This window comes from Pseudomonas sp. GX19020 (genome assembly GCF_023371075.1).
GTDB lineage: Bacteria > Pseudomonadota > Alphaproteobacteria > Rhodobacterales > Rhodobacteraceae > Pseudogemmobacter.
In genome coordinates this window covers 288,820-314,423 of record NZ_JAMCCR010000002.1, presented here as the reverse complement: position 1 = coordinate 314,423, position 25,604 = coordinate 288,820, and the positions used below count along the sequence as shown (strand labels likewise).

23 protein-coding genes and 1 pseudogene are annotated in these 25,604 nt (G+C 61.3%); 14 read left to right on the top strand and 10 right to left on the bottom strand.

Going from position 1 to position 25,604, the window contains the following annotated elements; genetic code table 11:
- The first annotated feature begins 13 nt into the window (after positions 1–13).
- The 5 genes from mnmE to M3484_RS06105 are packed head-to-tail and all read left to right on the top strand — an operon-like array spanning position 14 to position 5,510.
- The gene (gene mnmE / locus M3484_RS06125) at positions 14–1,294 is read left to right on the top strand and encodes a tRNA uridine-5-carboxymethylaminomethyl(34) synthesis GTPase MnmE (RefSeq protein ID WP_249496179.1); all 1,281 of its coding nucleotides are present in this window, start codon (positions 14–16) and stop codon (positions 1,292–1,294) included.
- 2 nt (positions 1,295–1,296) lie between these two features.
- Complete coding sequence (gene mnmG, locus M3484_RS06120; RefSeq protein WP_349306263.1) at positions 1,297–3,171, top strand: tRNA uridine-5-carboxymethylaminomethyl(34) synthesis enzyme MnmG; 1,875 nt, start codon at positions 1,297–1,299, stop codon at positions 3,169–3,171.
- Between the two features lie 3 nt (positions 3,172–3,174).
- Positions 3,175–3,810, top strand: coding sequence for a 16S rRNA (guanine(527)-N(7))-methyltransferase RsmG (locus M3484_RS06115; protein WP_249496177.1), 636 nt, complete (start codon positions 3,175–3,177; stop codon positions 3,808–3,810).
- A complete protein-coding gene (locus M3484_RS06110; protein ID WP_349306262.1) occupies positions 3,785–4,600 on the top strand; it encodes a ParA family protein in 816 nt (271 codons plus the stop codon). Before M3484_RS06115 ends, M3484_RS06110 begins: the two co-directional genes overlap by 26 nt.
- Positions 4,601–4,622: 22 nt before the next feature.
- On the top strand, positions 4,623–5,510 hold the full coding sequence (locus M3484_RS06105; protein ID WP_249496176.1) for a ParB/RepB/Spo0J family partition protein: 888 nt from the start codon (positions 4,623–4,625) through the stop codon (positions 5,508–5,510).
- Here the strand turns inward: M3484_RS06105 and hemW are convergent, their stop codons facing one another.
- From hemW to rph, 3 genes are read right to left on the bottom strand one after another with little or no spacing between them, the layout of a single operon-like run.
- On the bottom strand, positions 5,511–6,683 hold the full coding sequence (hemW, locus tag M3484_RS06100) for a radical SAM family heme chaperone HemW (protein ID WP_249496175.1): 1,173 nt from the start codon (positions 6,681–6,683) through the stop codon (positions 5,511–5,513).
- Positions 6,680–7,291, bottom strand: coding sequence for a non-canonical purine NTP pyrophosphatase (locus M3484_RS06095; protein ID WP_249496174.1), 612 nt, complete (start codon positions 7,289–7,291; stop codon positions 6,680–6,682). The genes hemW and M3484_RS06095 overlap by 4 nt, the downstream gene beginning before the upstream one ends.
- Positions 7,288–8,004 carry a ribonuclease PH gene (gene rph / locus M3484_RS06090; RefSeq protein ID WP_249496173.1) on the bottom strand — a complete coding sequence of 239 codons (717 nt, stop codon included), beginning with the start codon at positions 8,002–8,004 and terminating at the stop codon, positions 7,288–7,290. The genes M3484_RS06095 and rph overlap by 4 nt, the downstream gene beginning before the upstream one ends.
- A 174-nt stretch (positions 8,005–8,178) precedes the next feature.
- Here rph and hrcA point away from each other — a divergent pair, with 174 nt between their 5' ends.
- Both hrcA and M3484_RS06080 read left to right on the top strand, forming a co-directional pair.
- The gene (gene hrcA / locus M3484_RS06085) at positions 8,179–9,219 is read left to right on the top strand and encodes a heat-inducible transcriptional repressor HrcA (RefSeq protein WP_249496172.1); all 1,041 of its coding nucleotides are present in this window, start codon (positions 8,179–8,181) and stop codon (positions 9,217–9,219) included.
- Between the two features lie 42 nt (positions 9,220–9,261).
- Positions 9,262–9,801, top strand: a complete 540-nt coding sequence (locus M3484_RS06080; protein ID WP_092900356.1) for a nucleotide exchange factor GrpE — start codon at positions 9,262–9,264, stop codon at positions 9,799–9,801.
- Here M3484_RS06080 and mutS read toward each other — a convergent pair whose 3' ends face one another.
- Complete coding sequence (mutS, locus tag M3484_RS06075; protein ID WP_249496171.1) at positions 9,802–12,429, bottom strand: DNA mismatch repair protein MutS; 2,628 nt, start codon at positions 12,427–12,429, stop codon at positions 9,802–9,804. It lies immediately after the preceding gene.
- Positions 12,430–12,558: 129 nt separating this feature from the next.
- On the opposite strand from mutS, the pseudogene M3484_RS06070 reads away from it, so the two are divergent.
- Positions 12,559–13,785, top strand: a pseudogene (locus tag M3484_RS06070) (malic enzyme-like NAD(P)-binding protein); the annotation flags it as partial.
- A complete protein-coding gene (locus M3484_RS06065; RefSeq protein WP_349306266.1) occupies positions 13,759–14,814 on the top strand; it encodes a phosphate acyltransferase in 1,056 nt (351 codons plus the stop codon). The pseudogene M3484_RS06070 and the gene M3484_RS06065, both read left to right, overlap by 27 nt.
- Positions 14,815–15,175: 361 nt before the next feature.
- Here M3484_RS06065 and M3484_RS06060 read toward each other — a convergent pair whose 3' ends face one another.
- Complete coding sequence (locus M3484_RS06060; RefSeq protein ID WP_092900363.1) at positions 15,176–16,408, bottom strand: argininosuccinate synthase; 1,233 nt, start codon at positions 16,406–16,408, stop codon at positions 15,176–15,178.
- Between the two features lie 158 nt (positions 16,409–16,566).
- Between M3484_RS06060 and ilvA the strand changes: the two genes are divergently transcribed.
- On the top strand, positions 16,567–17,814 hold the full coding sequence (gene ilvA, locus M3484_RS06055; RefSeq protein ID WP_249496170.1) for a threonine ammonia-lyase IlvA: 1,248 nt from the start codon (positions 16,567–16,569) through the stop codon (positions 17,812–17,814).
- A 63-nt stretch (positions 17,815–17,877) separates the two neighbouring features.
- Here the strand turns inward: ilvA and M3484_RS06050 are convergent, their stop codons facing one another.
- Positions 17,878–18,480, bottom strand: coding sequence for an HD domain-containing protein (locus tag M3484_RS06050; protein ID WP_092900365.1), 603 nt, complete (start codon positions 18,478–18,480; stop codon positions 17,878–17,880).
- A gap of 188 nt (positions 18,481–18,668) precedes the next feature.
- Here M3484_RS06050 and ahcY point away from each other — a divergent pair, with 188 nt between their 5' ends.
- The 3 genes from ahcY to M3484_RS06035 all read left to right on the top strand — a co-directional run bounded on the left by ahcY (position 18,669) and on the right by M3484_RS06035 (position 21,871).
- A complete protein-coding gene (gene ahcY / locus M3484_RS06045) occupies positions 18,669–20,069 on the top strand; it encodes an adenosylhomocysteinase (protein ID WP_249496169.1) in 1,401 nt (466 codons plus the stop codon).
- 147 nt (positions 20,070–20,216) lie between these two features.
- On the top strand, positions 20,217–20,558 hold the full coding sequence (locus M3484_RS06040) for a DUF2853 family protein (protein ID WP_092900368.1): 342 nt from the start codon (positions 20,217–20,219) through the stop codon (positions 20,556–20,558).
- 110 nt (positions 20,559–20,668) lie between these two features.
- Entirely contained in the window at positions 20,669–21,871 is a 1,203-nt protein-coding gene (locus M3484_RS06035) for an MFS transporter (RefSeq protein WP_092902149.1), read from the top strand.
- A 170-nt stretch (positions 21,872–22,041) separates the two neighbouring features.
- Here M3484_RS06035 and M3484_RS06030 read toward each other — a convergent pair whose 3' ends face one another.
- Genes M3484_RS06030 through tsaD form a run of 4 tightly spaced genes read right to left on the bottom strand, consistent with a single transcriptional unit; the run spans position 22,042 to position 24,763 of the window.
- Positions 22,042–22,479, bottom strand: a complete 438-nt coding sequence (locus M3484_RS06030) for an EVE domain-containing protein (RefSeq protein ID WP_249496168.1) — start codon at positions 22,477–22,479, stop codon at positions 22,042–22,044.
- Complete coding sequence (locus M3484_RS06025; RefSeq protein ID WP_092900373.1) at positions 22,458–22,730, bottom strand: YciI family protein; 273 nt, start codon at positions 22,728–22,730, stop codon at positions 22,458–22,460. The genes M3484_RS06030 and M3484_RS06025 overlap by 22 nt, the downstream gene beginning before the upstream one ends.
- Before the next feature lie 3 nt (positions 22,731–22,733).
- Positions 22,734–23,684: an NAD(P)H-dependent glycerol-3-phosphate dehydrogenase gene (locus M3484_RS06020; protein WP_249496167.1), complete on the bottom strand. Its 951-nt coding sequence runs from the start codon at positions 23,682–23,684 to the stop codon at positions 22,734–22,736.
- Positions 23,681–24,763, bottom strand: a complete 1,083-nt coding sequence (gene tsaD / locus M3484_RS06015) for a tRNA (adenosine(37)-N6)-threonylcarbamoyltransferase complex transferase subunit TsaD (protein ID WP_249496166.1) — start codon at positions 24,761–24,763, stop codon at positions 23,681–23,683. Before tsaD ends, M3484_RS06020 begins: the two co-directional genes overlap by 4 nt.
- Before the next feature lie 118 nt (positions 24,764–24,881).
- Here tsaD and M3484_RS06010 point away from each other — a divergent pair, with 118 nt between their 5' ends.
- On the top strand, positions 24,882–25,604 hold the full coding sequence (locus M3484_RS06010; protein WP_249496165.1) for a uroporphyrinogen-III synthase: 723 nt from the start codon (positions 24,882–24,884) through the stop codon (positions 25,602–25,604).

The following is a 25,604-nucleotide window of genomic DNA, read 5'->3' as shown; positions in this document are numbered from 1 at the left end:
CAGCGGGGTTGCGATGGCTGATACGATCTATGCCAGCGCGACAGCTCGTGGGCGGGCGGGCGTCGCGGTAATCAGGGTCTCTGGCCCGAATTCCTTCGCCATGTGCAAGGCACTGACAGGCGCGGCTCCAAAGCCGCGCCTTGCCAGTTTACGCAATATCTCGTGGCAGGGTGAGCATCTCGACCAGGCTCTGGTGTTGGGCTTTGCGGAAAATGCCAGCTTTACCGGCGAAGAGGTGGTCGAGCTGCAAATCCATGGCGGACTGGCGGTGGTCAATGCTGTGCTGCGTGCGATTGGCGAAACAGGCCTCGCGCGTATGGCAGAGGCGGGCGAATTTACCCGGCGGGCGCTCGACAATGGCATGCTCGACCTGACACAGGTTGAGGGCCTCGCCGATCTGATTGATGCTGAAACCGAAGCGCAACGCAAACAGGCGCTGCGGGTATTGTCTGGCAGTATCGGAAAAACGGTTGATCACTGGCGGAGCCGTCTGATCCGGGCTGCGGCTCTGATCGAGGCAACAATTGATTTTGCTGACGAAGATGTTCCGGTCGATGTCACCCCGGAAGTGCGCGAGATTCTGACCGCGCTGTCGGATGAGATCGCACGCGAAGCGGCGGCCGTTTCAGCCGCAGAACGGATCCGCGAAGGTTTCGAGGTGGCGATTATCGGCCCGCCGAATGCCGGGAAATCCACACTTCTCAATCGTCTGGCGGGTCGGGAAGCGGCGATTACTTCGGAAATTGCCGGCACGACACGGGATGTGATTGAGGTCAGGATGGATCTTTCCGGCCTTGCGGTTACCTTGTTGGATACCGCAGGGCTCAGGGAAAGTGACGACCTGGTGGAGCGCGAAGGCATCAGACGTGCCATCCAGCGCGCAGAAGCCGCCGATTTACGGCTGTTCCTCGGCCAGGGTGATCTTGGGATTGCGCTTCGGGAAGGTGACATCCAGCTGAGCGGGAAGGCCGACCTCGGTGGTCCTGGTCCTGGCCTCGCGGTCTCGGGACTCACTGGCGAAGGAATTGATGCACTGCTGCAGCAAGTTACAGCGCAGCTCTCGGAAAAAGTCGCTGGTGCTGGTATAATGGTTCGCGAACGGCATCGCCAGGCGCTTGAGCAGGGAATCACTGCGATCAGGGCTGTGTTGCAGATGATGGATCACGGTGTTCAATCCGAGATCGTGGCGGAAGAGTTGCGTCAGGTGCTGCGGTCGTTGGATATTCTGGTCGGGCGCGTTGATGTCGAAGAATTGCTGGGCGAGATTTTCGCCAGCTTCTGTATCGGAAAGTGAGGGTGTTTCACGTGAAACATTTTGATGTTCTGGTGGTCGGCGGCGGCCACGCCGGGGCCGAAGCTGCCGCAGCCGCGGCACGAATGGGTGTGCGAACGGCATTGGTAACAATGCGCGCGGAAACCATTGGCGTGATGTCCTGCAACCCGGCGATTGGCGGTCTTGGAAAAGGCCATCTCGTTCGGGAAATCGATGCGATGGACGGCATTATGGGCCGTGCGGGGGATATGGCGGGTATCCAGTACCGGCTTTTGAATCGCAGAAAGGGCCCGGCAGTGCAGGGGCCAAGGACCCAGGCGGATCGTAAACTTTATCGTCAAGCGGTGCAGGGCCTCCTGGCCAAGGAAACACTCCTCTCAGTCATCGAGGGAGAGGCGGCCGAACTGATCACTCAGACCGGTCGCGTTACCGGCCTGCGACTGGCTGACGGGTCAGAGATTTTTGCAGCGGCGATTGTGCTTACAACCGGCACATTCCTGAACGGACTGATCCATGTTGGTGATCAAAGCCGTCCTGGCGGCCGTGTGGGTGATAAAGCATCTGTCAGCCTTGCGCAGCAAATCCGGGAGCTTGGACTGGAAACAGGCCGCCTTAAAACCGGGACCCCGCCGCGACTGGATGGCAAGTCGATTGACTGGGCGCGGCTGGAAATGCAGCCCGCCGATGAAGACCCTGTGCTTCTGTCCTTTATGAACAAGCGTGCGGTCGCAAGGCAGATTTCCTGCGGTATTACGCATACATCTGCGGCTACGCATCAGATTATCCGTGATAATCTTGGTCGTTCCGCAATGTATGGTGGCCATATTGACGGGGTCGGGCCGCGTTATTGCCCCTCGATCGAAGATAAGGTCGTGCGCTTTGCCGACAAGGACAGCCATCAGGTTTTTCTGGAACCTGAAGGCCTTGACGACGACACAGTCTATCCGAACGGAATATCGACCTCCTTGCCCGCAGAGGTGCAGGAGGCCTACGTCCGTACTATGGCCGGCCTTGAGAATGCGACCATTCTGCAACCAGGCTACGCCATCGAATATGACTATCTCGACCCACGCGGGCTAAAATCCTCGCTGGAGGTTAAAGCTCTTGCAGGCCTATATCTTGCGGGGCAGATCAATGGAACCACAGGATATGAAGAAGCAGCAGCGCAGGGCATGGTTGCCGGGCTGAACGCCGCGCGTGCCACAAGGGCACAGGAGCCGGTGAGTTTTTCGCGCAGTGACAGCTATATCGGGGTCATGATTGACGATCTGGTCACCCGTGGCGTCACCGAACCCTATCGCATGTTCACCTCGCGCGCAGAATACCGGCTCAGCCTGCGCGCGGATAACGCAGATCAACGCCTGACACCGAAGGGCCAGGAGATCGGTTGCGTCCGGGAGGCGCGTGAACGTGCGTTTGGGGCGAAGATGGAGGCACTCGCGGCTGTCACACAGGTCCTGACAGCGGCAAAATTCACACCAAAAGAGCTGGCCGAGGTTGGAATCACCGTCAGCAAGGACGGAGCCCGGCGCAGTGCATGGGATCTGATGGCCATGCCGGATTATGATCCGACGGTTCTGGACGGGCTGGTGCCGGCGCTTGCAGATCATCCGGCTGCGGCAAGGGGGCAGGCGGAAATTGAATCGCTTTATTCGCAATATACGGATCGTCAGGCCGCCGCGGCCGAAGAGCTGCGCCGTCACGAGGCGATGAGAATTCCGGCGGATTTCGATTATACCGCTCTTTCCGGTCTTTCGGCAGAGCTTACGGGAAAATTGCTGCGTAAACTGCCGGAAACCATCCATCAGGCGCGTCAGATCGAGGGGATGACTCCGGCTGCAGTGATGCTGCTGATCGCATCGCTGCGCAAGATCGCAGCGACCAGGCTGGCCGGGTGACCCTTGGATAAAACTCTTTGGAATGAGCTGGGCATCAGCCCGGAAGGTCTTGAAAAGCTGCGACTCTATGAGGCCCTGACGGCTAAATGGACCCAGAAGATCAATCTGATCTCCCGCTCCACCGTGGGAGAGATCTGGTCGCGGCATATCGAGGATTCGGCGCGGATTTTTCTGCTTGCGCCGGAGCAGCCGCGACTATGGGCGGATTTCGGGTCGGGCGGCGGATTTCCTGGGATCGTTGTGGCTGCTTTGCTTCAGGATCGCGGTCTTGCAACCAGGGTCGTGCTTGTTGAATCGGACCAGCGCAAGGCCACTTTCCTGCGTGAGGCGGCGCGGCAGATGGGTATCCCGGTCGATGTGCGGGCCGAGCGGGCCGAAGCGATTGCGCCAGTAGGGGCAGATGTTGTGTCTGCACGGGCGCTTGCACCCCTGGATATGCTTTGCGCCATTGCAGAGCGGCACGGCTCGCCCGATATGACCTGTCTTTTTCCCAAAGGCGAGAGCTGGGCGGATGAGGTTGCGGCTGCGCAGAAAAACTGGCGCTTCGATCTGGAGGCGGCGGACGATCCGGGGCATAAAGGATCAGCCACCCTGAGATTAAGGACAGTGCGCCGTGCCAGCCGCGATTCCCAAGACTGACGCCATGCCCTTTCCGGCGCATGTCATCGCCGTTGCCAACCAGAAAGGCGGTGTTGGGAAGACCACGACCGCGATAAATCTGTCCGCAGCTTTGGCCGAGCGGGGTCTGCGGATCCTGCTGGTCGATCTTGACCCCCAGGGCAATGCCTCGACGGGCCTTGGGGTTGCGACGAATGATCGTAAACTCACCACTTATGACCTGATTTTGTCGGACGGGGCACCGAACGCAATCATTCAGCGCACTTCGGTTAATAATCTGTGGATCAGCCCGGCGAATTCCGACCTGGCTTCGGCGGATATCGATCTTGTCGCCAATGAAAAGCGCAGCTTTCTGCTGCATGACGCTTTGCGCCATCCGGATATTGAGGCGATGGGCTTCGATGTCGTGCTGATTGACTGCCCACCGTCGCTGTCTTTGCTGACGGTTAACGCTCTTGTGGCGGCAAATTCGGTGCTTGTTCCGCTTCAGGCCGAGTTTTTCGCGCTGGAAGGGCTCTCGCAGCTGCTTTTGACGGTGCGGGATGTGCGGCGCTCGGCGAATCCGGATCTGCGGATTGAGGGTGTTGTTCTGACGATGTATGATGGGCGTAACAATCTGGCGCAGCAGGTCGAGACGGATGCGCGCGAGAACCTTGGCGATATGGTGTTTCGCACCATCATCCCACGCAATGTGCGGCTTTCCGAAGCGCCCTCTTACGCCAAGCCCGTGACGGAATATGATCCGACCTCGCGCGGCGCCGAGGCCTATCGGTCTCTGGCCGGGGAAATTGCCGCTAAACTGCGGTCCTGACAACAAGAAGAAGAGGCAGAGCATGGAACGCAAAGGGCTTGGTCGTGGTCTTTCGGCATTGATGTCGGATGTAAATTTACGCCCCGAGAGTGAGGGGCCGCGGCGGGCGGACACCAGGCTGCCGGTCGAAAAGCTGCAACCGAACCCGGAACAGCCGCGCAAGGATTTCGACCAGGCAGCACTGGAGGCTCTGGCAGATTCGCTGCGGCAGAAGGGGGTTATCCAGCCTCTGGTCGTGCGGACCAAAGGCGATCATTACGAGATCGTTGCCGGCGAGCGGCGCTGGCGCGCGGCGCAGATCGCGCAGCTGCACGAGGTTCCGGTCGTCATTCGCGAGCTTGACGATACCGAAGTGCTGGAAATCGCGATTATCGAGAATATCCAGCGCGAGGATCTCAATGCGATTGAAGAGGCTCTGGGTCTGCGCCAGCTGATCGATCGTTTTGGCCATACCCAGGAAAAGGTTGCCGAAGCGCTGTCTAAAAGCCGCAGCCATGTGACCAATCTGCTTCGGTTGCTGAACCTGCCCGGAGATGTACAAAAGATGGTGCGCGAGGGTGCATTGTCGGCCGGTCATGCGCGGGCACTGATCACCGCGCCGGACCCGTTGCGACTTGCTCAGACCGTGATTGCGCGCGGACTTTCCGTGCGAGAGACCGAGAAACTCGCCCGTGAGGCGCTGGAACCGAAGAAATCAACCCCATCGGAGCAGGTTAGCGCGCGTGAGAGCACCAAAGATGCCGATACGCGGGCGCTTGAAGGGGATCTGTCGGCTCAGCTTGGGATGACCGTACGGATCGATCACAAAGGGCAGGGCGGCAATCTGGTGATTTCCTATCGCGATCTGGAAGAACTGGATCTTCTTTGCCAGCTGCTGTCTTCCGGCCCCTCGGGTCTGGCCCGCGACTGATCAGGCTTCTGACAGCTCCAGGATCAGCCGGTTGAGCAACAACCGGCCGGTCGCGGTGGCTGTCAGGCGATCATCCTGCAGGGTGATAAAGCCATCCTGCTGCAGGGTTTCCAGAACTTCCGTCCGCGGCTGGCGCCCCAGCATCCTGATATAGCGCGGAAATGACATGCCCTCGCTCAGCCGCAACGACATCATCAGATATTCCAATGCCCGATCCTGAGTGCTGATCGTTTCACGTGGAACCTCGCCTTTACCTGTCTTTCTCAGGGATTCCAGCCAGAGCTCGGGTGATTTATGCGCGAGCGTTGCCATGCGCTGGCCGTTCAGGGTGAGGCGGCCATGCGCCCCTGGGCCGATGCCGAGATAGTCGCCCATGCGCCAATAGGTCAGATTATGGCGGGATTCGCTGCCTGGCCGGGCATAGTTCGACACTTCATATCCCGACAGACCGGCCTCGCCGCAGATCTCGGTGGTCAGATCGTACATATCGGCTGCGAGATCTTCATCGGGAAGACCGCGAAGCTTTCCCGCGTCATAAAGCCTGGCAAAGACCGTGCCCTCTTCGACCGTCAACTGGTAGAGCGAGATGTGGTCGGGGCCTCTTGCCAGGACGTGGCGCAATTCATCGCCCCATGAGGCGAGGTCCTGATCCTGGCGGGCATAGATCAGATCACAAGAAGTTCGGTCAAAAAGGCTGCGGGCAAGATCCAGTGCGGCCAGTCCTTCGGCGGCGCTGTGCTGGCGCCCTAGGCGCCGCAGATCCTGATCATTCAGCGCCTGAAGGCCAAGAGATACGCGGTTCACGCCCGCCAGACGATAGGCCGCAAAACGGGACGCCTCTACAGAGGTTGGATTCGCCTCAAGGGTGACCTCGAAGTCATTGGTCATGCGCCAGTGACGCGATACCCGATCCAGTATCGCACCAACCGTATCGGGATCCATCAGGGAGGGGGTGCCGCCGCCGAAAAAAACCGAGTGCAGAATGCGGCCTCCGGTTTCGGTGGCGGCGCGATCCAGCTCTTTCAGATAGGCCTCTTTCCATTCGGCCTGATCAATTCTCGCGCGAACATGGCTGTTGAAATCGCAATAGGGGCATTTTGCCTTGCAGAAGGGCCAATGAAGGTAGAGGGAGAAGCCCCCCTCTTGCCAGTCTTCTGCATGTTCCTGTTTCACGTGAAACACTTTTCCATGATTGCGGCGACGGCCCGCGCCCGGTGGCTGATCGCGTTCTTCTGATGGGCTGACATCTCGGCAAAAGTCTGCGCGTATCCGTCAGGCTGGAACATGGGGTCGTAGCCATGGCCTTCAAGACCCCGGCGCGGCCAGATCAATTCTCCGGCGCAGCTGCCTTCGACGGTTTCGTCATGACCGTCGGGCCAGGCAAGAACCAGAGTACACCGAAACTGCCCAAGGCGCGGGGCTGGCGCACCGCGCTCTTCAAGAAGCGCCCAGGTTTTCTCCATAGCCATGCCGAAATCTCGGCCATTCGGCGTTTCTGCCCAGTCGGCGGTGTAGACACCCGGAGCGCCGTCCAGCGCATCAATCGTCAGGCCGGAATCATCAGCCAGCGCGGGAAGGCCGGTGGCCTTTGCCGCGTAATGCGCTTTGATCCGGCCATTGCCGACAAATGTGCTTTCGGTCTCTTCCGGCTCATCAAGACCAAACTCACCGGCCGAAACGCAACGGATGCCAAGCGGCGCCAGCAATGTCGCGAATTCCTCAAGCTTGCCTTTGTTATGGCTCGCGATCACAAGCTGGTCGCCGGTGAATTTGCGGGTCATGCGCCAATGGCCTTTTTCTGGGCTTCAACCAGGGCCGCAGTGCCTTTCAGGCCAAGGTTAAGCAATACGGTGAGATTTTCGACAGCGAAAGGTGCGCCTTCTGCCGAGGCCTGAACCTCAACCAGCTTGCCCTTGCCGGTGATCACGAAATTGCCATCGGTGCCGGCAGCCGAGTCTTCATCATAGTCCAGGTCCAGCACATTCTGGCCGGCATAGATACCGCAGGAGACAGCTGCGACGTGATCCAGCAGCGGATCACCGGTGACGATGCCCTTTTGCATCAGCTTGTTCATCGCCAGACGCAAAGCGACCCAGCCGCCGGTGATGGCTGCGCAGCGGGTGCCGCCATCGGCCTGGATCACATCGCAATCCACGGTGATCTGACGTTCGCCAAGCGCTTGCCTGTCAACAACGGCGCGCAGGCTGCGTCCGATAAGCCGTTGAATCTCTTGCGTTCTGCCGGATTGCTTGCCTGCCGCGGCCTCGCGACGCGACCTGGTATGGGTTGAGCGCGGCAACATGCCATATTCCGCCGTCACCCAGCCCATACCGGTATTGCGCAGGAAGGGCGGCGGCTTGTCTTCAATCGAGGCGGTGCAGAGCACATGGGTGTTTCCCATCCGGATCAGGCAGGAGCCTTCGGCGTGAAGGGAAACCCCGGTTTCAATGGAAACCGTGCGAAGTTGGTCGAGTTCTCTTCCAGACGGGCGCATAACTGATCCTTTCAAAGATTTGCGGTCAGATATGCGCGGGCAGGCGCCGGATGCAACCCTGATCACCAGGCGTAACAGGGGGTTGGCGCATTGACGGCGGATGGTATTGGTTCTTAAGTCAAATGAAAGGCGGGCCGGGATGTAATGGCGGACAGAAAAGAGCTGCTGCAGCAAATGAGTGACAGATCGCGCGAAGTTTTCCGGCGCGTCGTCGAAGGCTATCTTGAAACCGGTGAGCCGGTCGGATCGCGCACGCTTACCCGCAGCCTGAGTGAACAGATCTCGGCCGCGACCATCCGCAATGTCATGCAGGATCTGGAATTCCTCGGTCTGCTGGACAGCCCGCATATCTCGGCGGGGCGGATTCCGACGCAGCAGGGGCTGCGGCTGTTTGTCGACGGCTTTCTCGAGGTCGGAACGGTTGATCAGGCCGACCGTGCGCGGATCGATGCGACGCTCAGCGGTGAGGATCATGATGTCGGCATGGCGCTGGATCATGTTTCGGCGGCGCTTTCCTTCCTGACCGGGGGCGCCAGTATCGTGATGACGCCAAAGCATGAATCCGCGCCGATCCGGCATATTGAATTTGTTTCGCTTTCGGCAGATCGGGCGCTGGTGGTACTGGTCTTTGCCGATGGCCAGGTTGAGAACCGCCTGTTCCAGCCGCCGCCCGGGCAAACACCGTCTTCAATGCGCGAGGCCGCGAATTTTCTCAATGCCATGGCGGGCGGGCGGACGCTTTCTGATCTGCGCCAACATATCCGCGCCGAGGTTGCCGCCCGTCGCCAGGAAGTTGATGTTCTGGCCCGCGAGCTGGTCGAAAGCGGGCTGGCGGTCTGGGAGAATGCAGGCCTGTCGTCAGAGCGGCTGATTGTGCGCGGGCGCGCCAATCTGCTGGAGAGCGCCGGATCCGAGGATGTCGACCGGATCCGCAGCCTTTTCGACGATCTCGAACGCAAGCGCGATATCGCAGAATTTCTGGAACTTGCGGATGAAGGCGACGGGGTGCGCATCTTCATCGGCTCGGAAAACAAACTCTTTTCACTTTCGGGTTCAAGTCTGGTCGTTTCCCCCTATATGAACGCCGAGCGAAAGATTATCGGTGCCGTCGGCGTGATCGGACCGACCCGGCTGAACTATGGGCGGGTTGTGCCGATTGTCGATTATACGGCGCAGCTCGTCGGTCGGATGGTTTCCGATCGCGGACGCGGTTGAAGTGAAAAGGGGCCTTAGGCCCGAAAGACTTGAGGAGTGGTCATGGCGCAGGAAGACAACGCCGCCCAGGAAAACGGCCAGGCAGGCGATCTGCCGGAATTTGAAGAGATGTCGGTTGACGAGCTGGAGACGCTCCGTCTGGAACGTGACGAGTTCCGCGACAAGTTCATGCGGGCGCTGGCCGATGCCGAGAATTCGCGTAAACGGGCTGACCGGGATCGCCGTGAGGCCGAGCAATATGGCGGCACGCGGCTGGCACGGGATCTTTTGCCGGTCTATGACAACCTGAACCGCGCGCTTGCGGCCATTCCGGAAGAAAGCCGCGCGGCGTCGAGTGCGCTGATCGAAGGCGTCGAGCTGACGCTGCGCGAACTGTCCAAGGTGATGGACAAGCACGGGGTAAAGGCAGTGTCGCCGGCGGTCGGTGACCAGTTCGATCCGCAGATGCATGAGGCGATGTTTGAGGCGCCGGTGCCGGGGACCAAAGCCGGGCAGATCATTCAGGTAATGACCGAGGGCTTTATGCTGCATGACCGGCTGCTGCGTCCGGCGCAGGTGGGTGTGTCCTCGACCCCGGGCTGATCAGCTCAGCAGGGCCTTGAGCTCGTAGATAAGATTAAGGGCCCCGATCGGCGTAAGCTGGTCGGGGCTCGTTTCTTTCAGCCGGGCCTCGATCCTGCTTTCCTGCGCGGGTTTCACGGCAGAAGGCGGCGGGGCGGCGCGGAACAGCGGCAGGTCGTCGATCAGGGCGGCTTGTTTCGTGCCCTGGCGGTCGCCCTGTTCAAGTGCTTCGAGAACCGTTTTTGCGCGTTCGATGACCGAAGGCGGCAGGCCGGCGAGGCGGGCGACCTGGACGCCGTAGCTGCGGTCGGCGGCGCCGCGTTTGACCTCATGCAGGAAGATCACTTCGCCTTCCCATTCACGCACCGAGACGGTGGCGTTCTCGACGCCATCGAGTTTCGCGGAAAGCTGGGTCATTTCGTGGTAATGGGTGGCGAAAAGCGCGCGGCAGCGGTTGATTTCGTGCAGATGTTCCAGCGTGGCCCAGGCGATGGAGAGGCCATCCCAGGTGGCGGTGCCACGGCCGATCTCATCCAGGATGACGAGGGCACGGTCATCGGCCTGGTTCAGGATGGCGGCGGTTTCCACCATTTCGACCATAAAGGTCGAGCGGCCGCGCGCGAGGTCGTCTGATGCGCCGACGCGGCTGAAAAGCTGGCTGACAAGGCCGATATGGGCCGCGCGGGCCGGAACGAAGCTGCCGGCCTGGGCCATCAGCGCAATTAGTGCATTCTGGCGCAGGAAGGTCGATTTACCCGCCATATTCGGGCCGGTCAGAAGCCAGATCGCGGGGGAATTGCCGGTGGTCAGGTCGCAGTCATTTGCGACAAAGCTCTGTCCGCCCTGGCGTCTGAGGGCACGTTCTACCACCGGATGGCGTCCGCCCTCGATCAGGAAAGCGCGGCTGTCATCGACCTTTGGCTCTGTCCAGTCGCCCTCGGCGGCGAGATCGGCAAAGCCGGCGCAGAGGTCGATTTCGGCGAGGGCACGGGCTGTGGCGCCAATTGGGCCCGCCTGGTCGAGAATCGCACGTTTCAGGCCTTCATAGTGACGTTTTTCCAGCTCAAGCGCCCGGTTGGATGAATTCAGGATCCGGGTTTCCAGATCTGACAGCGCAACCGTGGTGAACCGCACCTGACCCGCCGTGGTCTGGCGGTGGATGAAAAGGTCGGGATGGGCGCGGAGTTTTTCCTCGTGCGTCGTGGTGACCTCGATGAAATAGCCCAGCACGTTGTTATGCTTGATCTTCAGCGCCGAAACACCAGCATGTTCCGCATATTGCGCCTGCATGCCAGCGATCACGCCTCTGCCTTCGTCGCGCAGCTGGCGGGTCTCATCCAGTTCATTGTCGAAAGCGGTGGCGATAAAGCCGCCATCGCGCGCAAGCAGCGGTGGCTCGGCGACCAGCGCCCGGTCCAGCAGATCAACAAGGGTTTCATGGCCGGTGAGGGCCCGCGAGGCTTCGCTCAGCAGATCGGGCAGGTCGTTCAGTTTGCCGGTCAGGCTCAGGGCCTGGGCCAGGCCGGCGCGGATCGCGGTCAGATCCCGCGGGCCACCGCGATCCAGTGCGAGGCGCGAGAGCGCGCGATCCATATCGGGCACGCGGCGCAGGTCGTTGCGCAGATCCTCGCGCAGCCGGCTTTTATCCAGGAGCGCGCGCAAAGCGTCATGGCGGCTGCGGATCGTGGTCAGATCGCGTGAGGGCGAGGAGAGACGGCGCTCCAGCAGGCGCGCTCCGGGGGCGGTCACGGTGCGGTCGATGGCGGCCAGCAGCGAGCCCTCGCGCCCGCCCGAAAGCGCCTGGGTGATTTCGAGATTGCGTCGGGTCGAGGCATCGATCTGCATGGTGCCGCCGGGCAGTTCTTTGATCGGCGGGCGCAAAAGCGGCAGGCGACCGCGCTGCGTCAGGTCGAGATAGTCGACCAGCCCGCCCATTGCCGCGATTTCGGCGCGGGTGAACGATCCAAACCCTTCAAGAGAGCTGACCTGCCACAGCGCACAAAGCCGCTTTTCGGCACCGGTGGAATCGAAACTCGCACGGGCCAGCGGCGTCATCGCGGCGCCGGAATCAGTCACCAGGCTTGCGATTTCGGTCGATTCTTCATCCGGAACCAGCAATTCGCGCGGCGCAAGCCGGGCCAACTCGGGCCCGAGGCGCGAGAGGGCGCAGGGCATGACCCGGAACTCGCCGGTCGAGATATCGCACCAGGCCAGCGCGCCCTCATGGCGCAGTGCGGTATAGGCTGCGAGGTAATTGTGGCGCCGCGCTTCGAGCAGGGAATCCTCGGTCAGGGTGCCGGGCGTTACCAGCCTCACCACATCGCGTTTCACCACCGATTTCGAGCCACGCTTCTTCGCTTCGGCCGGGTCTTCCAGCTGTTCGGCGATGGCGACGCGGAATCCCTTTCGGATCAGTGTCAGAAGATAGCCTTCGGCGGCGTGATAGGGCACGCCGCACATGGCAATTGGCTCGCCCTTGTGGAAGCCGCGTTTGGTCAACGCGATATCCAGCGCCTCGGACGCCGCGAGCGCGTCGTCAAAGAACATCTCGTAGAAGTCGCCCATCCGGTAGAACAACAAAGCCCCAGGATTCTGCGCTTTGATGTCGAGATATTGCGCCATCATTGGCGTGACGGTTTCGTCTGACATGGTTCCCCCGGGCTTCGGCGCCGACCCTACAAAAACGAAGGCGTGACGAAAAGGCCGTCATCCGGGCTTTTCATTTCATGCGTGACAAGGCATGTGCAAAGTAACTTTAATTCGCACCATGGCCCAAAAATGACCCGTTCCAGAACCACGCCCGAAGAAGCCCTCGCTTATCATTTCGAGCCGCGTCCGGGGAAATACGAGATCACTGCGTCGAAGCCAATGGCGACGCAGCGCGATCTGTCGCTGGCCTATTCGCCCGGGGTTGCGGTACCTGTCCAGGCGATCGCCGACCGGCCCGAGACGGCTTATGACTACACGGTCAAAGGCAATATGGTCGCTGTCATCTCGAACGGAACGGCGATTCTGGGGATGGGGAACCTTGGCGCGCTGGCCTCGAAGCCGGTGATGGAGGGGAAGGCGGTTCTTTTCAAGCGCTTTGCCGATGTGAATGCGATCGATATCGAGCTTGATACCGAAGATGCGGATGACATCATCAGGGCGGTAAAGCTGATGTCGCCGACCTTTGGCGGCATCAATCTCGAAGACATCAAGGCACCTGAATGCTTTATCATCGAGCAGCGGCTGAAAGAGATCTGCGATATCCCTGTCTTCCATGACGACCAGCATGGCACGGCGGTGATCTGTGCGGCGGGGCTGATCAACGCGCTGGAGATCTCGGGCAAGAAGATCCAGGACGTGAAGATCGTGCTGAACGGGGCAGGGGCCGCGGGGATCGCCTGTCTGGAACTGTTGAAATCCATGGGCGCGCGGCATGAGAATTGCATCATGTGCGACACCAAGGGTGTGATTTACCAGGGCCGTACCGAGGGTATGAACCAATGGAAATCGGCCCATGCGGTAAAGACCGATGCGCGCAGCCTTGAAGAGGCGATGGCCGGGGCGGATGTGTTCCTGGGCGTTTCAGCCAAAGGGGCTGTGACGCCCGGGATGGTGGCTTCGATGGCCGAGAATCCGGTAATCTTCGCCATGGCGAACCCCGATCCTGAAATCACGCCGGAAGAGGCCCATGCGGTTCGCGCTGATGCAATCGTGGCGACCGGGCGTTCGGATTATCCGAACCAGGTCAATAATGTGCTGGGCTTCCCTTATCTGTTCCGGGGCGCGCTCGACATCCATGCCCGCGCGATCAATGACGAGATGAAGATCGCCTGTGCCCAGGCGCTGGCCAGGCTCGCCCGCGAAGATGTGCCTGACGAGGTTGCGATGGCCTATGGACGCAAGCTGTCCTTTGGCCGCGATTACATCATTCCGACGCCGTTTGACCCGCGTCTGATCTATGTCGTGCCGCCCGCCGTGGCGAAGGCCGGAATGGATACCGGCGTGGCGCGCCGCCCGATCATCGATATGAAATCCTATGAGGCAAGCCTGAAGGCGCGGATGGACCCGACAGCGACCATTCTGCAGGGCTTGCATGCGAGGGCCCGCCAGGCCCAGGCGCGGATGATCTTTGCCGAAGGCGATGATCCGCGTGTCCTGCGTGCAGCGGTGGCCTGGCAGCGGTCTGGTCTGGGGAAATCTCTGGTTGTCGGGCGTGAGGCCGATGTGCGCGAAAAGCTGGATGCGGCGGGCCTTGGCGACGCGGTGCGCGAGCTTGAAGTGGTGAACGCCGCCAATTCCCGCCATCTCGATCAGTATAAAGACTTTCTCTACAAACGCCTGCAACGTCAGGGTCATGATCGCCAGGACATTCACCGCATTGCCGCACGCGACCGGCATGTGTTTGCATCGCTGATGCTCGCGCATGGCCATGGCGACGGCCTGGTGACCGGCGCGACCCGCAAATCGGCGCATGTCCTTTCCCTGATCAATACCGTCTTTGACGCCAAAGCGGTGGATGGCGCGGTGGGGGTGACCGCTTTGCTGCATAAGGGGCGGATCGTCTTCATCACCGATACCCTGGTGCATGAATGGCCCGATGAAGAGGATCTGGCGACCATCGCGACCCGGGCCGCCGGCGTGGCGCGCTCAATGGGGGTCGATCCGCGTGTGGCTTTCGTCAGCTTCTCGACCTTCGGCTATCCGGTGTCGGAACGCGCAACCAAGATGCACCGGGCTGTCGATGTGCTGGACCGGCGCGGCGTCGATTTCGAATATGATGGCGAGATGACCGTCGATGTGGCGCTGAACAAGGATCAGATGGCGGCCTATCCCTTCTGTCGCCTGACCGGGCCCGCCAATATCCTTGTGGTACCGGCGCGGCATTCGGCCTCGATCTCGGTCAAGCTGATGCAGGAAATGGCGGGGGCGACGGTGATCGGGCCGATCCTCTCTGGCGTCAACAAGCCGATCCAGATCTGTTCGACCTCGGCCACCGTCAATGACATCCTGAATATGGCGGTCATGGCGGCCTGCAAGGTCGGCTGATATCCGGTCCCGATCTTGCTGAGGCGCTGCCGGAATTGCGGCGCCTTCAGCGCAAGATCTGGGTCTGGATCGCCGGCCTTGCGGCGGGCGGCCTGATGCTGATCTGGGTGCTGACAAGTTTCAGGTGGCGAAGGGGCAGGGCACCGGCCAGGGGATCAGCACCGGCGGCATGACATTGCGCGAAAGCCATACTCAGCTACAGGCGCAATATGTTCAGAGGCAGAGGGGTATTCGCCGGGCGGCAGCAGATCATGCGGGATCTGCGTCGGACAAGCGCTGAGATCGGCCTTGTGCTGCATTTCGCGACCGAGGCGCTGAAGGCAGAGCGGGGCCTTTCCGGTCCCGCCCTGCAAGGGGTCTGTCAGCCCTTATTCGCCACGCGGGCGTTGCGGGTGGCGATCAGCCGCAGCCGCAATGCGTTCAGGCGGATAAAGCCTGCCGCATCTTTCTGATCATAGGCACCGGCATCTTCTTCAAAGGTGACATGCTTTTCGCTGTAAAGCGAATGGTCTGACCAGCGGGCGACGGTGCGCGCGACGCCTTTGTAAAGTTTCAGCTTCACGGTGCCCGAGACATATTCCTGGGTCTTGTCGATCAGGGCCTGCAGCGCCTCGCGTTCCGGCGAGAACCAGAAGCCATTGTAGATCAGCTCGGCATAGCGCGGCATGATCGAGTCCTTGAGGTGACCCGCGCCGCTGTCGAGCGTGATCTGCTCGATGCCGCGATGGGCTTCCAGCATGATGGTGCCGCCGGGGGTCTCGTAAACACCGCGCGACTTCATGCCGACGAAACGGTTCTCGACGAAATCGAGCAACCCGATGCCATGTTTGCCGCCCAGTTCGTTCAGACGGGTCAACATGGTCGCGGGCGACAGCGCTTCACCATTCAGCGCAACCGGATCGCCCTTTTCAAAGGTGATCTCGATGAATTCGGGCGTATTCGGCGCATCCTCCACGGCGACGATGCGCGAGGCGACATAGTCGGGTGCTTCAACTGCCGGGTCTTCCAGCACGGTGCCCTCGGACGAGGTGTGCAGCAGGTTGGCGTCAACCGAGAAGGGCGCCTCGCCGCGCTTGTTTTTCGCAACCGGGATCTGGTTCGCCTCGGCGAATTCCAGAAGTTTGGTGCGGGACGAAAGATCCCATTCCCGCCAGGGCGCAATCACCTGGATCGACGGATCCAGCGCGGCCACGCCGAGTTCGAACCGGACCTGGTCATTGCCTTTGCCGGTCGCGCCATGTGCCACGGCATCTGCGCCGGTGGCCTGAGCGATCTCGACGAGGTGTTTCGCGATCAGCGGGCGGGCGATCGAGGTGCCAAGCAGATAGAGCCCCTCATAGACCGCATTGGCGCGGAACATCGGGAAGACGAAATCGCGCACGAATTCCTCGCGCAGATCGAGGATGTGGATGTTTTCCTCTTTGATCCCCAGCAGCAGCGCTTTCTGGCGCGCCGGTTCCAGCTCTTCGCCCTGGCCGAGATCGGCGGTAAAGGTCACCACCTCGCAGCCATATTCGGTTTGCAGCCATTTGAGGATGATCGAAGTGTCGAGGCCGCCCGAATAGGCAAGCACGACTTTGCTGGGCTTTTTCACGGGAAGTGCTCCATTGCCGGTTTCGCCCGCGATTAGCGGGAAACCACAGGAAGGGCAAGCGAGGCCGCGCCATCCGGGTGCCGCCTGGCCATTGTGACACGGCTTTTCGGCGCCGGACGGATCTTGCGCAACATCGCGCCTTGAGGCATGGCTCTGCCATGACCGATTTTGCCCAAGCCGCAAGAGCCGCCACGCGTGAGTTGCGCCAGCTGTTCCCCGAAACGCCACTTCAGCGCAACGAGCATCTCTCGTCGCGTTATGAGGCCGATATCTGGCTGAAACGCGAAGATCTGACGCCGGTGCGCAGCTATAAGCTGCGGGGCGCCTTCAATGCGATGCGCAAGATGCGGGTGGCGGCGCCGGATCAGATGAATTTCGTCTGTGCCAGCGCGGGCAATCATGCCCAGGGCATGGCCTTTGCCTGCCGGCATTTCGGGGTGAATGGTATCATCTTCATGCCGGTGACGACGCCGCAACAAAAGATCGACAAGACCCGGATCTTTGGCGGGCCGAATGTCGAGATCGTGCTGACCGGTGACTATTTCGATCAGACGCTCGCGGCGGCGCAGGCCTTTTGCCTTGAACGCGGCGCGCATTTCCTCGCGCCTTTCGACGATCCGGATGTGATCGAGGGCCAGGCCAGTGTCGGTGTCGAGATGCTGGAACAGCTGGGCCGGATGCCGGACCTTGTGGTTGTGCCGGTTGGTGGCGGCGGGCTGGCCGCAGGGGTGACGACCTATCTGCATGCCGTCTCGCCGCAGACCGATTTCCGCTATGTCGAGCCCATGGGCGGCGCCTGCCTGGCCGAGGCGGTGCGCCTTGGCGGGCCGCAAAAGCTGGCAAAGGTGAACAGTTTTGTCGACGGGGCGGCGGTGGCGAGATTGGGGCAGATGACCTGGGACCGGCTGAAACATGTCAGGCCCGATCAGGTTCTGCTGGCGCCCGAAGACCGGGTCTGCATCACCATGCTCGAGATGCTCAATGTCGAGGGGATTGTTCTGGAACCCGCCGGCGCGCTGTCGATCGATGTGCTGCCGGAACTTGCCGGTCAGATCCGTGGCAAGACGGTGGTCTGTGTCACTTCGGGCAGCAATTTCGATTTCGAACGGCTGCCGGAGGTCAAGGAACGCGCGCAGCGCTATGCCGGGCTGAAGAAGTATTTCATCCTGAGAATGCCGCAGCGCCCCGGTGCCCTGCGCGAGTTTCTGTCGATGCTGGGCCCTGACGATGACGTGACCCGGTTTGAATATATGAAGAAATCGGCGCGGAACTTCGGTTCGATCCTGATCGGGATAGAAACCAAAGTGCATGGCGACTTCGATGCGTTCACGGCCCGTATGGATGCGGCCGGCTTTGCCTATCGCGATATCACCGATGATGAGGCACTGGCCGAGTTTCTGATCTGACGGTCTCTTTCATCCTCGTGACCCTGAAATCCGGCAGGTCCGAGGGTGCCAGCGGGCCTGATCTCACTGGCCTGTCAGGGTCATAAGCGCTTCATGGCGGCTGACGAAATCACGCCGAACTTCGGCGGGCGGGCGCAGGACGATTTCAAGGCCACGCGCCAGCGCCGGATCGGGGCGGCCGAAGAACCGGTTGGCCTCAGCCTCGGAAAAGCCCGCGATCTGCACCGCCTCCAGCCAGGCCGAGACATTATCGGCCAGCTTGATCTGTTTCTTGATCGCCGCCGGCAGCATTGAAGGCAGGCCGAATTTCAGATGGACCGCCGCTGTCAGCCTTGTGTCGAGCTCGCCATAACCTGGCCCGACGGCGGCCTTCACCGGGCTGATCATGTCACCGATCACATATTCGGGCGCGTCATGCAGCAGCGCTGCCAGCTGCCAGCGCGGCGCGATGCCGGGATTGGCGCGCGAAAAGATCGCCTCGACCAGCAGCGAATGTTCGGCGACCGAATAGGGCCAGTCGCCACGCGTCTGCCCGTTCCAGCGCGCCACAAAGGCAAGGCCATGGGCGATATCGGCAATCTCGATATCCATCGGTGTCGGGTCCAGCAGGTCCAGCCGGCGCCCCGAGAGCATTCTTTGCCAGGCACGCGCCTGTTTCGCTGCCATTCACGGCCTCCCGCCCGGGTCCTGCCCGGAGTTCTGTCGGGGCACAGCGGAAACCGATCCGGAAACGGTCCCTGGATCGGGCATTCCGGCTGTTCCCGGGCCGTGCCGGAACCATCTTATTGCCCGTTTCCATTGCCGATGGTAAGGGGGCGCCGAGAAGGTTCAGCGGTCAGGTTCAGGAGAGAAGTATGGCAACGGATTATATCGTCAAGGATATCGGCCTCGCGGATTTCGGCCGCAAGGAACTGGTTATCGCAGAGACAGAAATGCCGGGCCTGATGTCCTGCCGTGAGGAATTCGGCCCGTCGCAGCCGCTGAAAGGCGCACGGATCGCAGGCTCTCTCCATATGACGATCCAGACCGGCGTGCTGATTGAGACGCTGAAAGTGCTCGGTGCCGATGTCCGCTGGGCGTCTTGCAATATCTTCTCGACCCAGGATCATGCGGCTGCCGCGATTGCCGCCTCGGGCACCCCGGTCTTCGCGATCAAGGGCGAAAACCTTGAAGAATACTGGGAATATACCGACAAGATCTTCCAGTTCGGTGGCGAGGGCGGCACCTGCAACATGATCCTCGACGATGGCGGTGACGCCACGCTCTATATCCTGATCGGCGCCCGCGTTGAGGCTGGTGAGACGGATCTGATCGAGAATCCCGGCTCGGAAGAGGAAATCTGCCTCTTCAACCAGATCAAAAAGCGCCTTGCTGCGACACCCGGTTGGTTCACCAAACAGCGCGCCGAGATCAAGGGCGTGTCGGAAGAGACCACCACCGGCGTGCATCGTCTGTACGAGCTGCACAAAAAGGGCCAGCTGCCCTTCCCGGCGATCAACGTCAATGACTCGGTTACCAAGTCGAAATTCGACAATAAATACGGCTGCAAGGAATCGCTGGTTGACGGTATCCGCCGCGCCACCGACACCATGCTGGCCGGCAAAGTCGCGGTCGTCTGCGGTTACGGCGATGTGGGCAAAGGCTCGGCGGCTTCGCTGCTTGGCGCTGGTGCCCGCGTGAAGGTCACCGAGGTCGACCCGATCTGCGCGCTGCAAGCGGCTATGGACGGGTTCGAGGTCTGCACGCTGGAAGACGCCGTCGCCACCGCCGATGTCTTCATCACCACCACCGGCAATAAGGACGTGATCCGCATCGAGCATATGCATGCGATGAAGGACATGGCCATCGTCGGCAATATCGGCCATTTCGACAATGAAATTCAGGTCGCGAACCTGAAAAACCACAAATGGACCAATATCAAGGACCAGGTGGACATGATCGAAATGCCCTCGGGCGCCCGGATCATCCTCCTGTCGGAAGGCCGTCTGCTGAACCTCGGCAATGCGACCGGTCACCCGTCCTTCGTGATGTCGGCTTCCTTCACCAACCAGACGCTGGCTCAGATCGAGCTGTGGACCAAGGGCGAAGAGTATCAGCCCGGCGTCTATATCCTGCCGAAAGCGCTGGATGAGAAAGTGGCCCGTCTGCATCTCAAGAAAATCGGCGTTAAACTGACCGAGCTGAAAGCCGATCAGGCCGCCTATATCGGCGTGAATGTCGACGGGCCCTACAAGGCCGAACACTACCGCTACTGATCGCTCACGCCTTTCGGCATATGCGCGCGCCCCGTCTCTTCTGAGGCGGGGCGCCATTTTTTCCCATTGCCGTTTGAGGCTGACCGCATAAACTCTGCCGCGACCCCGTATTGTGGGGGGGTTTCTGGGAAAATAGCGAGGACAGCTATGGGCAAGCGGGACGAACTGATCGCCAAATATGCCGACGATCTGAAGAACAAATGCGGCGTGACGCCGGATCTGGACCTTCTTACCAAGGTCACCATCGGCTGTGGTCCGACGATCTATAACGCGGATTCCTCGACCGTCGCGGCCTCGGATCCGGAAGAGCTGGCCCGGGTGAAAGCCAGCTTCCTGATCAAGAAGCTGGGCCTTGCCGACAGCGCGGCGCTGGATGAAGGCATCAATGCTGCGATTGAGACCTATGGTAAATCCGAGCGCAACAAATACCGCGCCGTGTTCTATTATCTGCTTGTTAAACATTTCGGAAAAGACGGCGCTTACGCCTGATCACGCCGGTCCGGATCCGTTCCGGATTGTAACCGGATCAATCCGACAGATTGTCATTCTCTTAAAGCCGCGTCATGGTGACGCGGCTTTCTGTTTTCGCGCAGGTCGTCATGTCCACCAATGTCCAAAGCAGCACAACCGTGGAAACCACGGTGGTTCCGATCGTGCTCGCCGTCTCTATGGGTCATCTTCTCAATGACCTGATGCAAAGCCTTATCCCGGCTTCCTTCCCGTTATTCGAGGAGAAATTCTCGCTGAGCTTTACCCAGATTGGGCTGATTACCCTTGTTTTTCAGGGGATTGGTTCGATCTTGCAACCGCTGGTCGGTTATTACACGGACCGGCGTCCGATGCCCTATGCGCTGTCGCTCGGGATGCTGTCGACCGGGGTCGGGCTGATCGCGCTGGCCCATGCCACAAGTTTCGCGATGATCCTCTGGTCGGTCGCGCTGGTCGGGCTGGGCTCGGCGATCTTCCATCCCGAGAGTTCGCGCATCGCGCGGCTGGCGGCAGGGATGCGGCCGGGCTTTGCGCAAAGCCTGTTCCAGGTCGGCGGCAATGCCGGCACCGCGCTTGGCCCGCTGGCAGCGGCCTTTGTCGTCATGGCCCAGGGTCAGCTTTCGATCCAGCTTTTCGCCGGGGTCGCGCTCGCGGGGATGCTGCTGCTGGCGGCGGTCGGGCGCTGGTATACCCAGGTGGGCGCCGGCCGGCTGGTTGCGCGCAAGACGCGGCTGAAGACCGTGGTGCCGCTGCCGCCCGAGGTCGTGCGTCGGGGCATGTTCCTGCTGATCCTGCTGATGATGTCGAAATTCATCTATTCGGTCAGTTTCTCCAGCTACTACACCTTCTACCTGATGAAGCAGTTTGCCATTCCGGCCGAACAGGCGCAGGTCTGCCTCTTCATCTTCCTCTCTGCTGTGGCGGCAGGGACGATCATCGGTGGTCCGATCGGCGATAAGATCGGACGGCGGAAGGTGATTCTCTGGTCGATCTTCGGCATTCTGCCGCTGACCATCGTATTGCCCTGGCTGCCGCTGATCCCGAATGTGATCGTGGCCTCGGTGGCGGGGCTGATGCTGGCCTCGGCCTTCCCGGCAATGGTGGTCTATGCCCAGGATCTGATGCCGCAAAATACCGGCATGGTCGCTGGTCTTCTGTTCGGCCTGGCCTTTGGCATCGCGGCCATCGGGGCGGCGGCGCTTGGCGTGCTGGCGGATGAATATGGCATCATCACCGTCTACAAGATCTGCGCCTTCCTGCCTTTGATCGGCGTTGTCGCGATCTTCCTGCCCAATCCGCGCGTTACACACTGAACCCGTTGGATTTGCGATAAATGAAGGGCGCTTCGGATTTGTCCGAAGCGCCCTTTTCTGTCACTGTAACCCTGTCGGCGGCAGAAGCCCGGGACCTTTATCTCAACACGTGCGGGGTGCATGTGGGGTGGAAGGAGGGTCCTGCAGGGGGGCGGGGCCCTCCGGATTTCTTACGGCTCGACCCCACCCATAAGGCAGATGATTTCCCATTCCTGGGGGCTGACCGGCTGAACTGAAAGCCGCGTATTGTTCACCAGAACCATCTGTTCCAGACCCGGGGTCACCTTGGCCTCATCCAGCGTGATATGCCGCATCAGCGGCTTGATTGCCCTGATCCAGACGCAGTCCCAGCGGGGATCCTCGGTGGTGCTGTCGGGGGCGCTTTCGCGGCAGACCTCGACAATGCCGACCACTTCCTTGCCGATATTCGAATGGTAGAAAAAGCCGCGATCGCCGATCTTCATCGCCCGCATATTGTTGCGCGCCTGGTAGTTCCGCACGCCGTTCCATTCCTCGCCCACGTCACCTTTGGCAACCTGGGCATCCCAGGACCAGGTGTCGGGTTCGGATTTGAAAAGCCAGTAATTCATCCGATCACCTTTTTCCATTCGCGGATGGTGACATCCTGGAACAATCCGGCCTGCGCGTAAGGGTCTGCTGCTGCCCAGGCGCGGGCCTGGTCAAGGCTGTCAACGGTCAGGATCACCAGGCTTCCGATCATCGCGCCATCGCTGTCCAGAAACGGGCCGGCCATCTCGACGATCCCGGTCCCGGCAATATAGGCCAGATGGGCATCACGATTGGCCTTGCGGGTCTCGAGATGGCCCGGCTTATCGATGCAGATGAGGGCTGCGCGCATGTCTCACTCCTGTTTCAGCGGGCGCGACATCAGGTCCCTGACCGCTTCTCCCAGATTGATTTCGCCTGCGACCAGCCGCGCGACCATGGCGGTCACCGGCATGTCGATCTTCTTTTCACCTGCGAGCCGCGTTGCCGCCTGGGCGGTCGCGACCCCCTCGACCGTGGCCTTTACCGCGTCGCGGCCCTGTCCAAGTGCCAGCCCATGCGAGAAATTCCGCGACTGTTCCGAGGTGCAGGTCAGGATCAGATCGCCCAGACCCGAGAGGCCTGCCAGAGTTTCGGCGCGCGCGCCAAGAGCGACCGCGAGCCGGCTCATCTCGGCATAGCCCCGGGTGATCAGCGCGGCACGGGCGGAATCGCCAAAACCCGCGCCGATCACAACGCCGGCGGCAATCGCGATTACGTTTTTCAGCGCGCCGCCCAGTTGTGCGCCGGTCACATCATCGCTGCGATAAAGCCGCAGCGTCTGGGTCGACAGCAGATGTTGCAAAGCCTCGGCGCGGGGGCAATCACAGGCGAGCGTCAGCGCCGTTGGCAGGCCCCGCGCGATGTCGGCGGCAAAGCTCGGGCCGGTCAGCACGGCTTTCGCCCCGCTCGCCCCCGCTGCCGCCATCACTTCGGCAGGGCCTTGCAGTGTGGTCAGGTCAATCCCCTTGGAACAGGCGACGAGGTCGGTGTTCAGAAGTTCCGGCGCCTCGGCAAGGAAACCGCGCATCGCCTGCATCGGCATGGCCAGAAGAACCGCCTCGCATTCTGCCAGATCCGCCAGCGTGTCACGGATCGAGATCCGTTCCGGCAGCGTGATGCCCGGCAGTTTATCCGCCTCGCGCTGGCTGCGCATCCGGTCGCGCGCCGCGGTATCGCGGGCCCAGAGCCGCACTTCGCGCCCGTCTTTGGCCAGTGTGACCGCAAGGGCCGCTCCGAAGGCCCCGGCGCCTGCGATCCCGATCATGCCTTCGCCCCCCGTTTCCCTGACCCCAGCATCGGCGCGGCGCTTTCATCCAGCGGCCAGCGCGAGCGGGCGATGAGGGCCGAGCTGTCTTGCGCATCAGAAAGAAAACGCTCGATCCCGGCCCAGGCGATCATCGCGCCATTATCGGTACAAAGCCGCAAGGGGGGGGCCAGGAAACCTGCGCCTGCGGCGTCACAAACAGTCTCTAACCTTGCCCGAATGGCCTGATTTGCTGCGACGCCGCCCGCCACTGCCAGCACGGGCGCGGGAAAAAGCTCCAGCGCACGGCGGGTTTTTTCGGCCAGAACCGAGGCCACAGCCTCCTGAAACCCGGCGCAAAGATCTCGGCGGTCTTGCAGCATCAGCCCGCCTTTCTCTGCGATGATCGCATCGCGCGCCCGCAGCACGGCGGTTTTCAGGCCCGAGAACGACAGATCGCAGCCCGGCCGATCCAGCAGCGGGCGCGGAAAGCGGAACCGTTTCGCGTCGCCCAGGGCGGCCTCGCGTTCAACATGCGGCCCGCCAGGCTGTGGCAGGCCAAGGAGTTTCGCGATCTTGTCAAAAGCTTCGCCTGGCGCATCATCGATGGTCGACCCGAGGCGGCGGAAGTTCTGCGGCCCTTCGACAGCAAGAAACTGGCAATGTCCGCCCGAGACGAGCAGCATGAGATAGGGATAAGCGATGCCATCGGTCAGGCGCGGTGTCAGCGCATGGCCGGCGAGGTGGTTCACCGCGACCAGAGGCATGCCGGTTGCCGCAGCGAGACCTTTTGCCAGCATCAGCCCGGACAAAAGCCCGCCGATCAGGCCCGGGCCCGCCGTGACCGCGATTCCATCAAGGTCACGCAACCCGAGGCCCGCCTCGCGCAAGGCGGCCTCGACCGCATAGTCCAGCCGTTCAGCATGGGCACGGGCGGCGATTTCAGGCACCACGCCGCCAAAGGGCGCATGCAATGTCGCCTGACCCTCGACTACGGAGGACAGGATTTCGGCCTCGCCTGTGGCATGGCGACGCACGACCGCGACCGCCGTATCATCGCAGCTTGATTCAATCCCGAGAAAGATCGTCGTTTCCGTCATGGCGCCTGGCATTCCCGGGCGGCGCGGCTTGTGGCGCGACCCTTCCTGCAGGTAGCATCCGCCCCGGCATCAGACAATGCCGGAAGACAATCCAGCCAGCGCGGAGAGGCCCCGGCGCATGCCGTCCCAGATCATCCTCAACACCCGACCGGAGCCTCAGGCCAGCCGCTTCACCGCCGAACTTGTGGCAAGCTTCGGGGATCGGGCGCTGGTGGTGGCCTCGCCTCTGATGCTGCCGGAGTTTCTTGCGCCGGTCTTTCCGGACGGGGATTTCCAGGCGCTGGTCCTGACATCAGAGGCGGGCGCGCTTGCCGCTATACGTTTGCAGGCAGAGGGTGCGCATTTGCCGCCCTGTGCCATCTGCGTCGGGGATCGCACGGCGGAAGTGGCAAAAAACGCATGCTTAGAGACTGTTTCGGCGAGTGGAGATGCCGGAGATCTTGTCCGGCTGATCATCTCGCGGCAGGAGGACCGGCTGTTATACCTGCATGGCGAGGACCGGGCGGCAGATCTTGGGGCGGCCCTTGTGCCTTTCGGCCGCAAGGTCACATCACTGGTGGTCTACCGTCAGCGCGCCTGTCCTCTGACCGCCCGCGCGCGGACCGCAATTGCGTCGGGCGAGCCTCTGATCCTGCCGCTGTTTTCGCCGCGTTCGGCGCGGCTTTTTCTTGAGGCGGCTGAAGGTCTGCCTTTGTCGCATCTGCAGCCGGTGGTCATCAGCGAGAATGCGCGGCTGATTCTGCCAGAGGCGCTGGCCGATCTGGCGCTGGTCGCGGCGCGGCCGGACGGGCCGTCGATGCTTGCGGCGATTGCCCGCTGCTTTCCGCCGCTTGCAGGCTGA

What these genes read in the sequence shown, in the direction of transcription:
- mnmE (WP_249496179.1), top strand. Translation starts at nt 14, where the DNA reads ATGGCTGATACGATCTATGCCAGCGCGACAGCTCGTGGGCGGGCGGGC.
- M3484_RS06020 (WP_249496167.1), bottom strand. Translation starts at nt 23,684, where the DNA reads ATGATCGGGATCGCAGGCGCCGGGGCCTTCGGAGCGGCCCTTGCGGTC.
- M3484_RS06010 (WP_249496165.1), top strand. Translation starts at nt 24,882, where the DNA reads ATGCCGTCCCAGATCATCCTCAACACCCGACCGGAGCCTCAGGCCAGC.
- M3484_RS06040 (WP_092900368.1), top strand. Translation starts at nt 20,217, where the DNA reads ATGGGCAAGCGGGACGAACTGATCGCCAAATATGCCGACGATCTGAAG.
- M3484_RS06030 (WP_249496168.1), bottom strand. Translation starts at nt 22,479, where the DNA reads ATGGAAAAAGGTGATCGGATGAATTACTGGCTTTTCAAATCCGAACCC.
- mutS (WP_249496171.1), bottom strand. Translation starts at nt 12,429, where the DNA reads ATGTCAGACGAAACCGTCACGCCAATGATGGCGCAATATCTCGACATC.
- M3484_RS06035 (WP_092902149.1), top strand. Translation starts at nt 20,669, where the DNA reads ATGTCCACCAATGTCCAAAGCAGCACAACCGTGGAAACCACGGTGGTT.
- M3484_RS06025 (WP_092900373.1), bottom strand. Translation starts at nt 22,730, where the DNA reads ATGCGCGCAGCCCTCATCTGCATCGATAAGCCGGGCCATCTCGAGACC.
- tsaD (WP_249496166.1), bottom strand. Translation starts at nt 24,763, where the DNA reads ATGACGGAAACGACGATCTTTCTCGGGATTGAATCAAGCTGCGATGAT.
- rph (WP_249496173.1), bottom strand. Translation starts at nt 8,004, where the DNA reads ATGCGCCCGTCTGGAAGAGAACTCGACCAACTTCGCACGGTTTCCATT.
- ahcY (WP_249496169.1), top strand. Translation starts at nt 18,669, where the DNA reads ATGGCAACGGATTATATCGTCAAGGATATCGGCCTCGCGGATTTCGGC.
- M3484_RS06065 (WP_349306266.1), top strand. Translation starts at nt 13,759, where the DNA reads ATGGATACCGGCGTGGCGCGCCGCCCGATCATCGATATGAAATCCTAT.
- M3484_RS06080 (WP_092900356.1), top strand. Translation starts at nt 9,262, where the DNA reads ATGGCGCAGGAAGACAACGCCGCCCAGGAAAACGGCCAGGCAGGCGAT.
- M3484_RS06095 (WP_249496174.1), bottom strand. Translation starts at nt 7,291, where the DNA reads ATGACCCGCAAATTCACCGGCGACCAGCTTGTGATCGCGAGCCATAAC.
- M3484_RS06050 (WP_092900365.1), bottom strand. Translation starts at nt 18,480, where the DNA reads ATGGCAGCGAAACAGGCGCGTGCCTGGCAAAGAATGCTCTCGGGGCGC.
- hrcA (WP_249496172.1), top strand. Translation starts at nt 8,179, where the DNA reads ATGAGTGACAGATCGCGCGAAGTTTTCCGGCGCGTCGTCGAAGGCTAT.
- M3484_RS06105 (WP_249496176.1), top strand. Translation starts at nt 4,623, where the DNA reads ATGGAACGCAAAGGGCTTGGTCGTGGTCTTTCGGCATTGATGTCGGAT.
- ilvA (WP_249496170.1), top strand. Translation starts at nt 16,567, where the DNA reads ATGACCGATTTTGCCCAAGCCGCAAGAGCCGCCACGCGTGAGTTGCGC.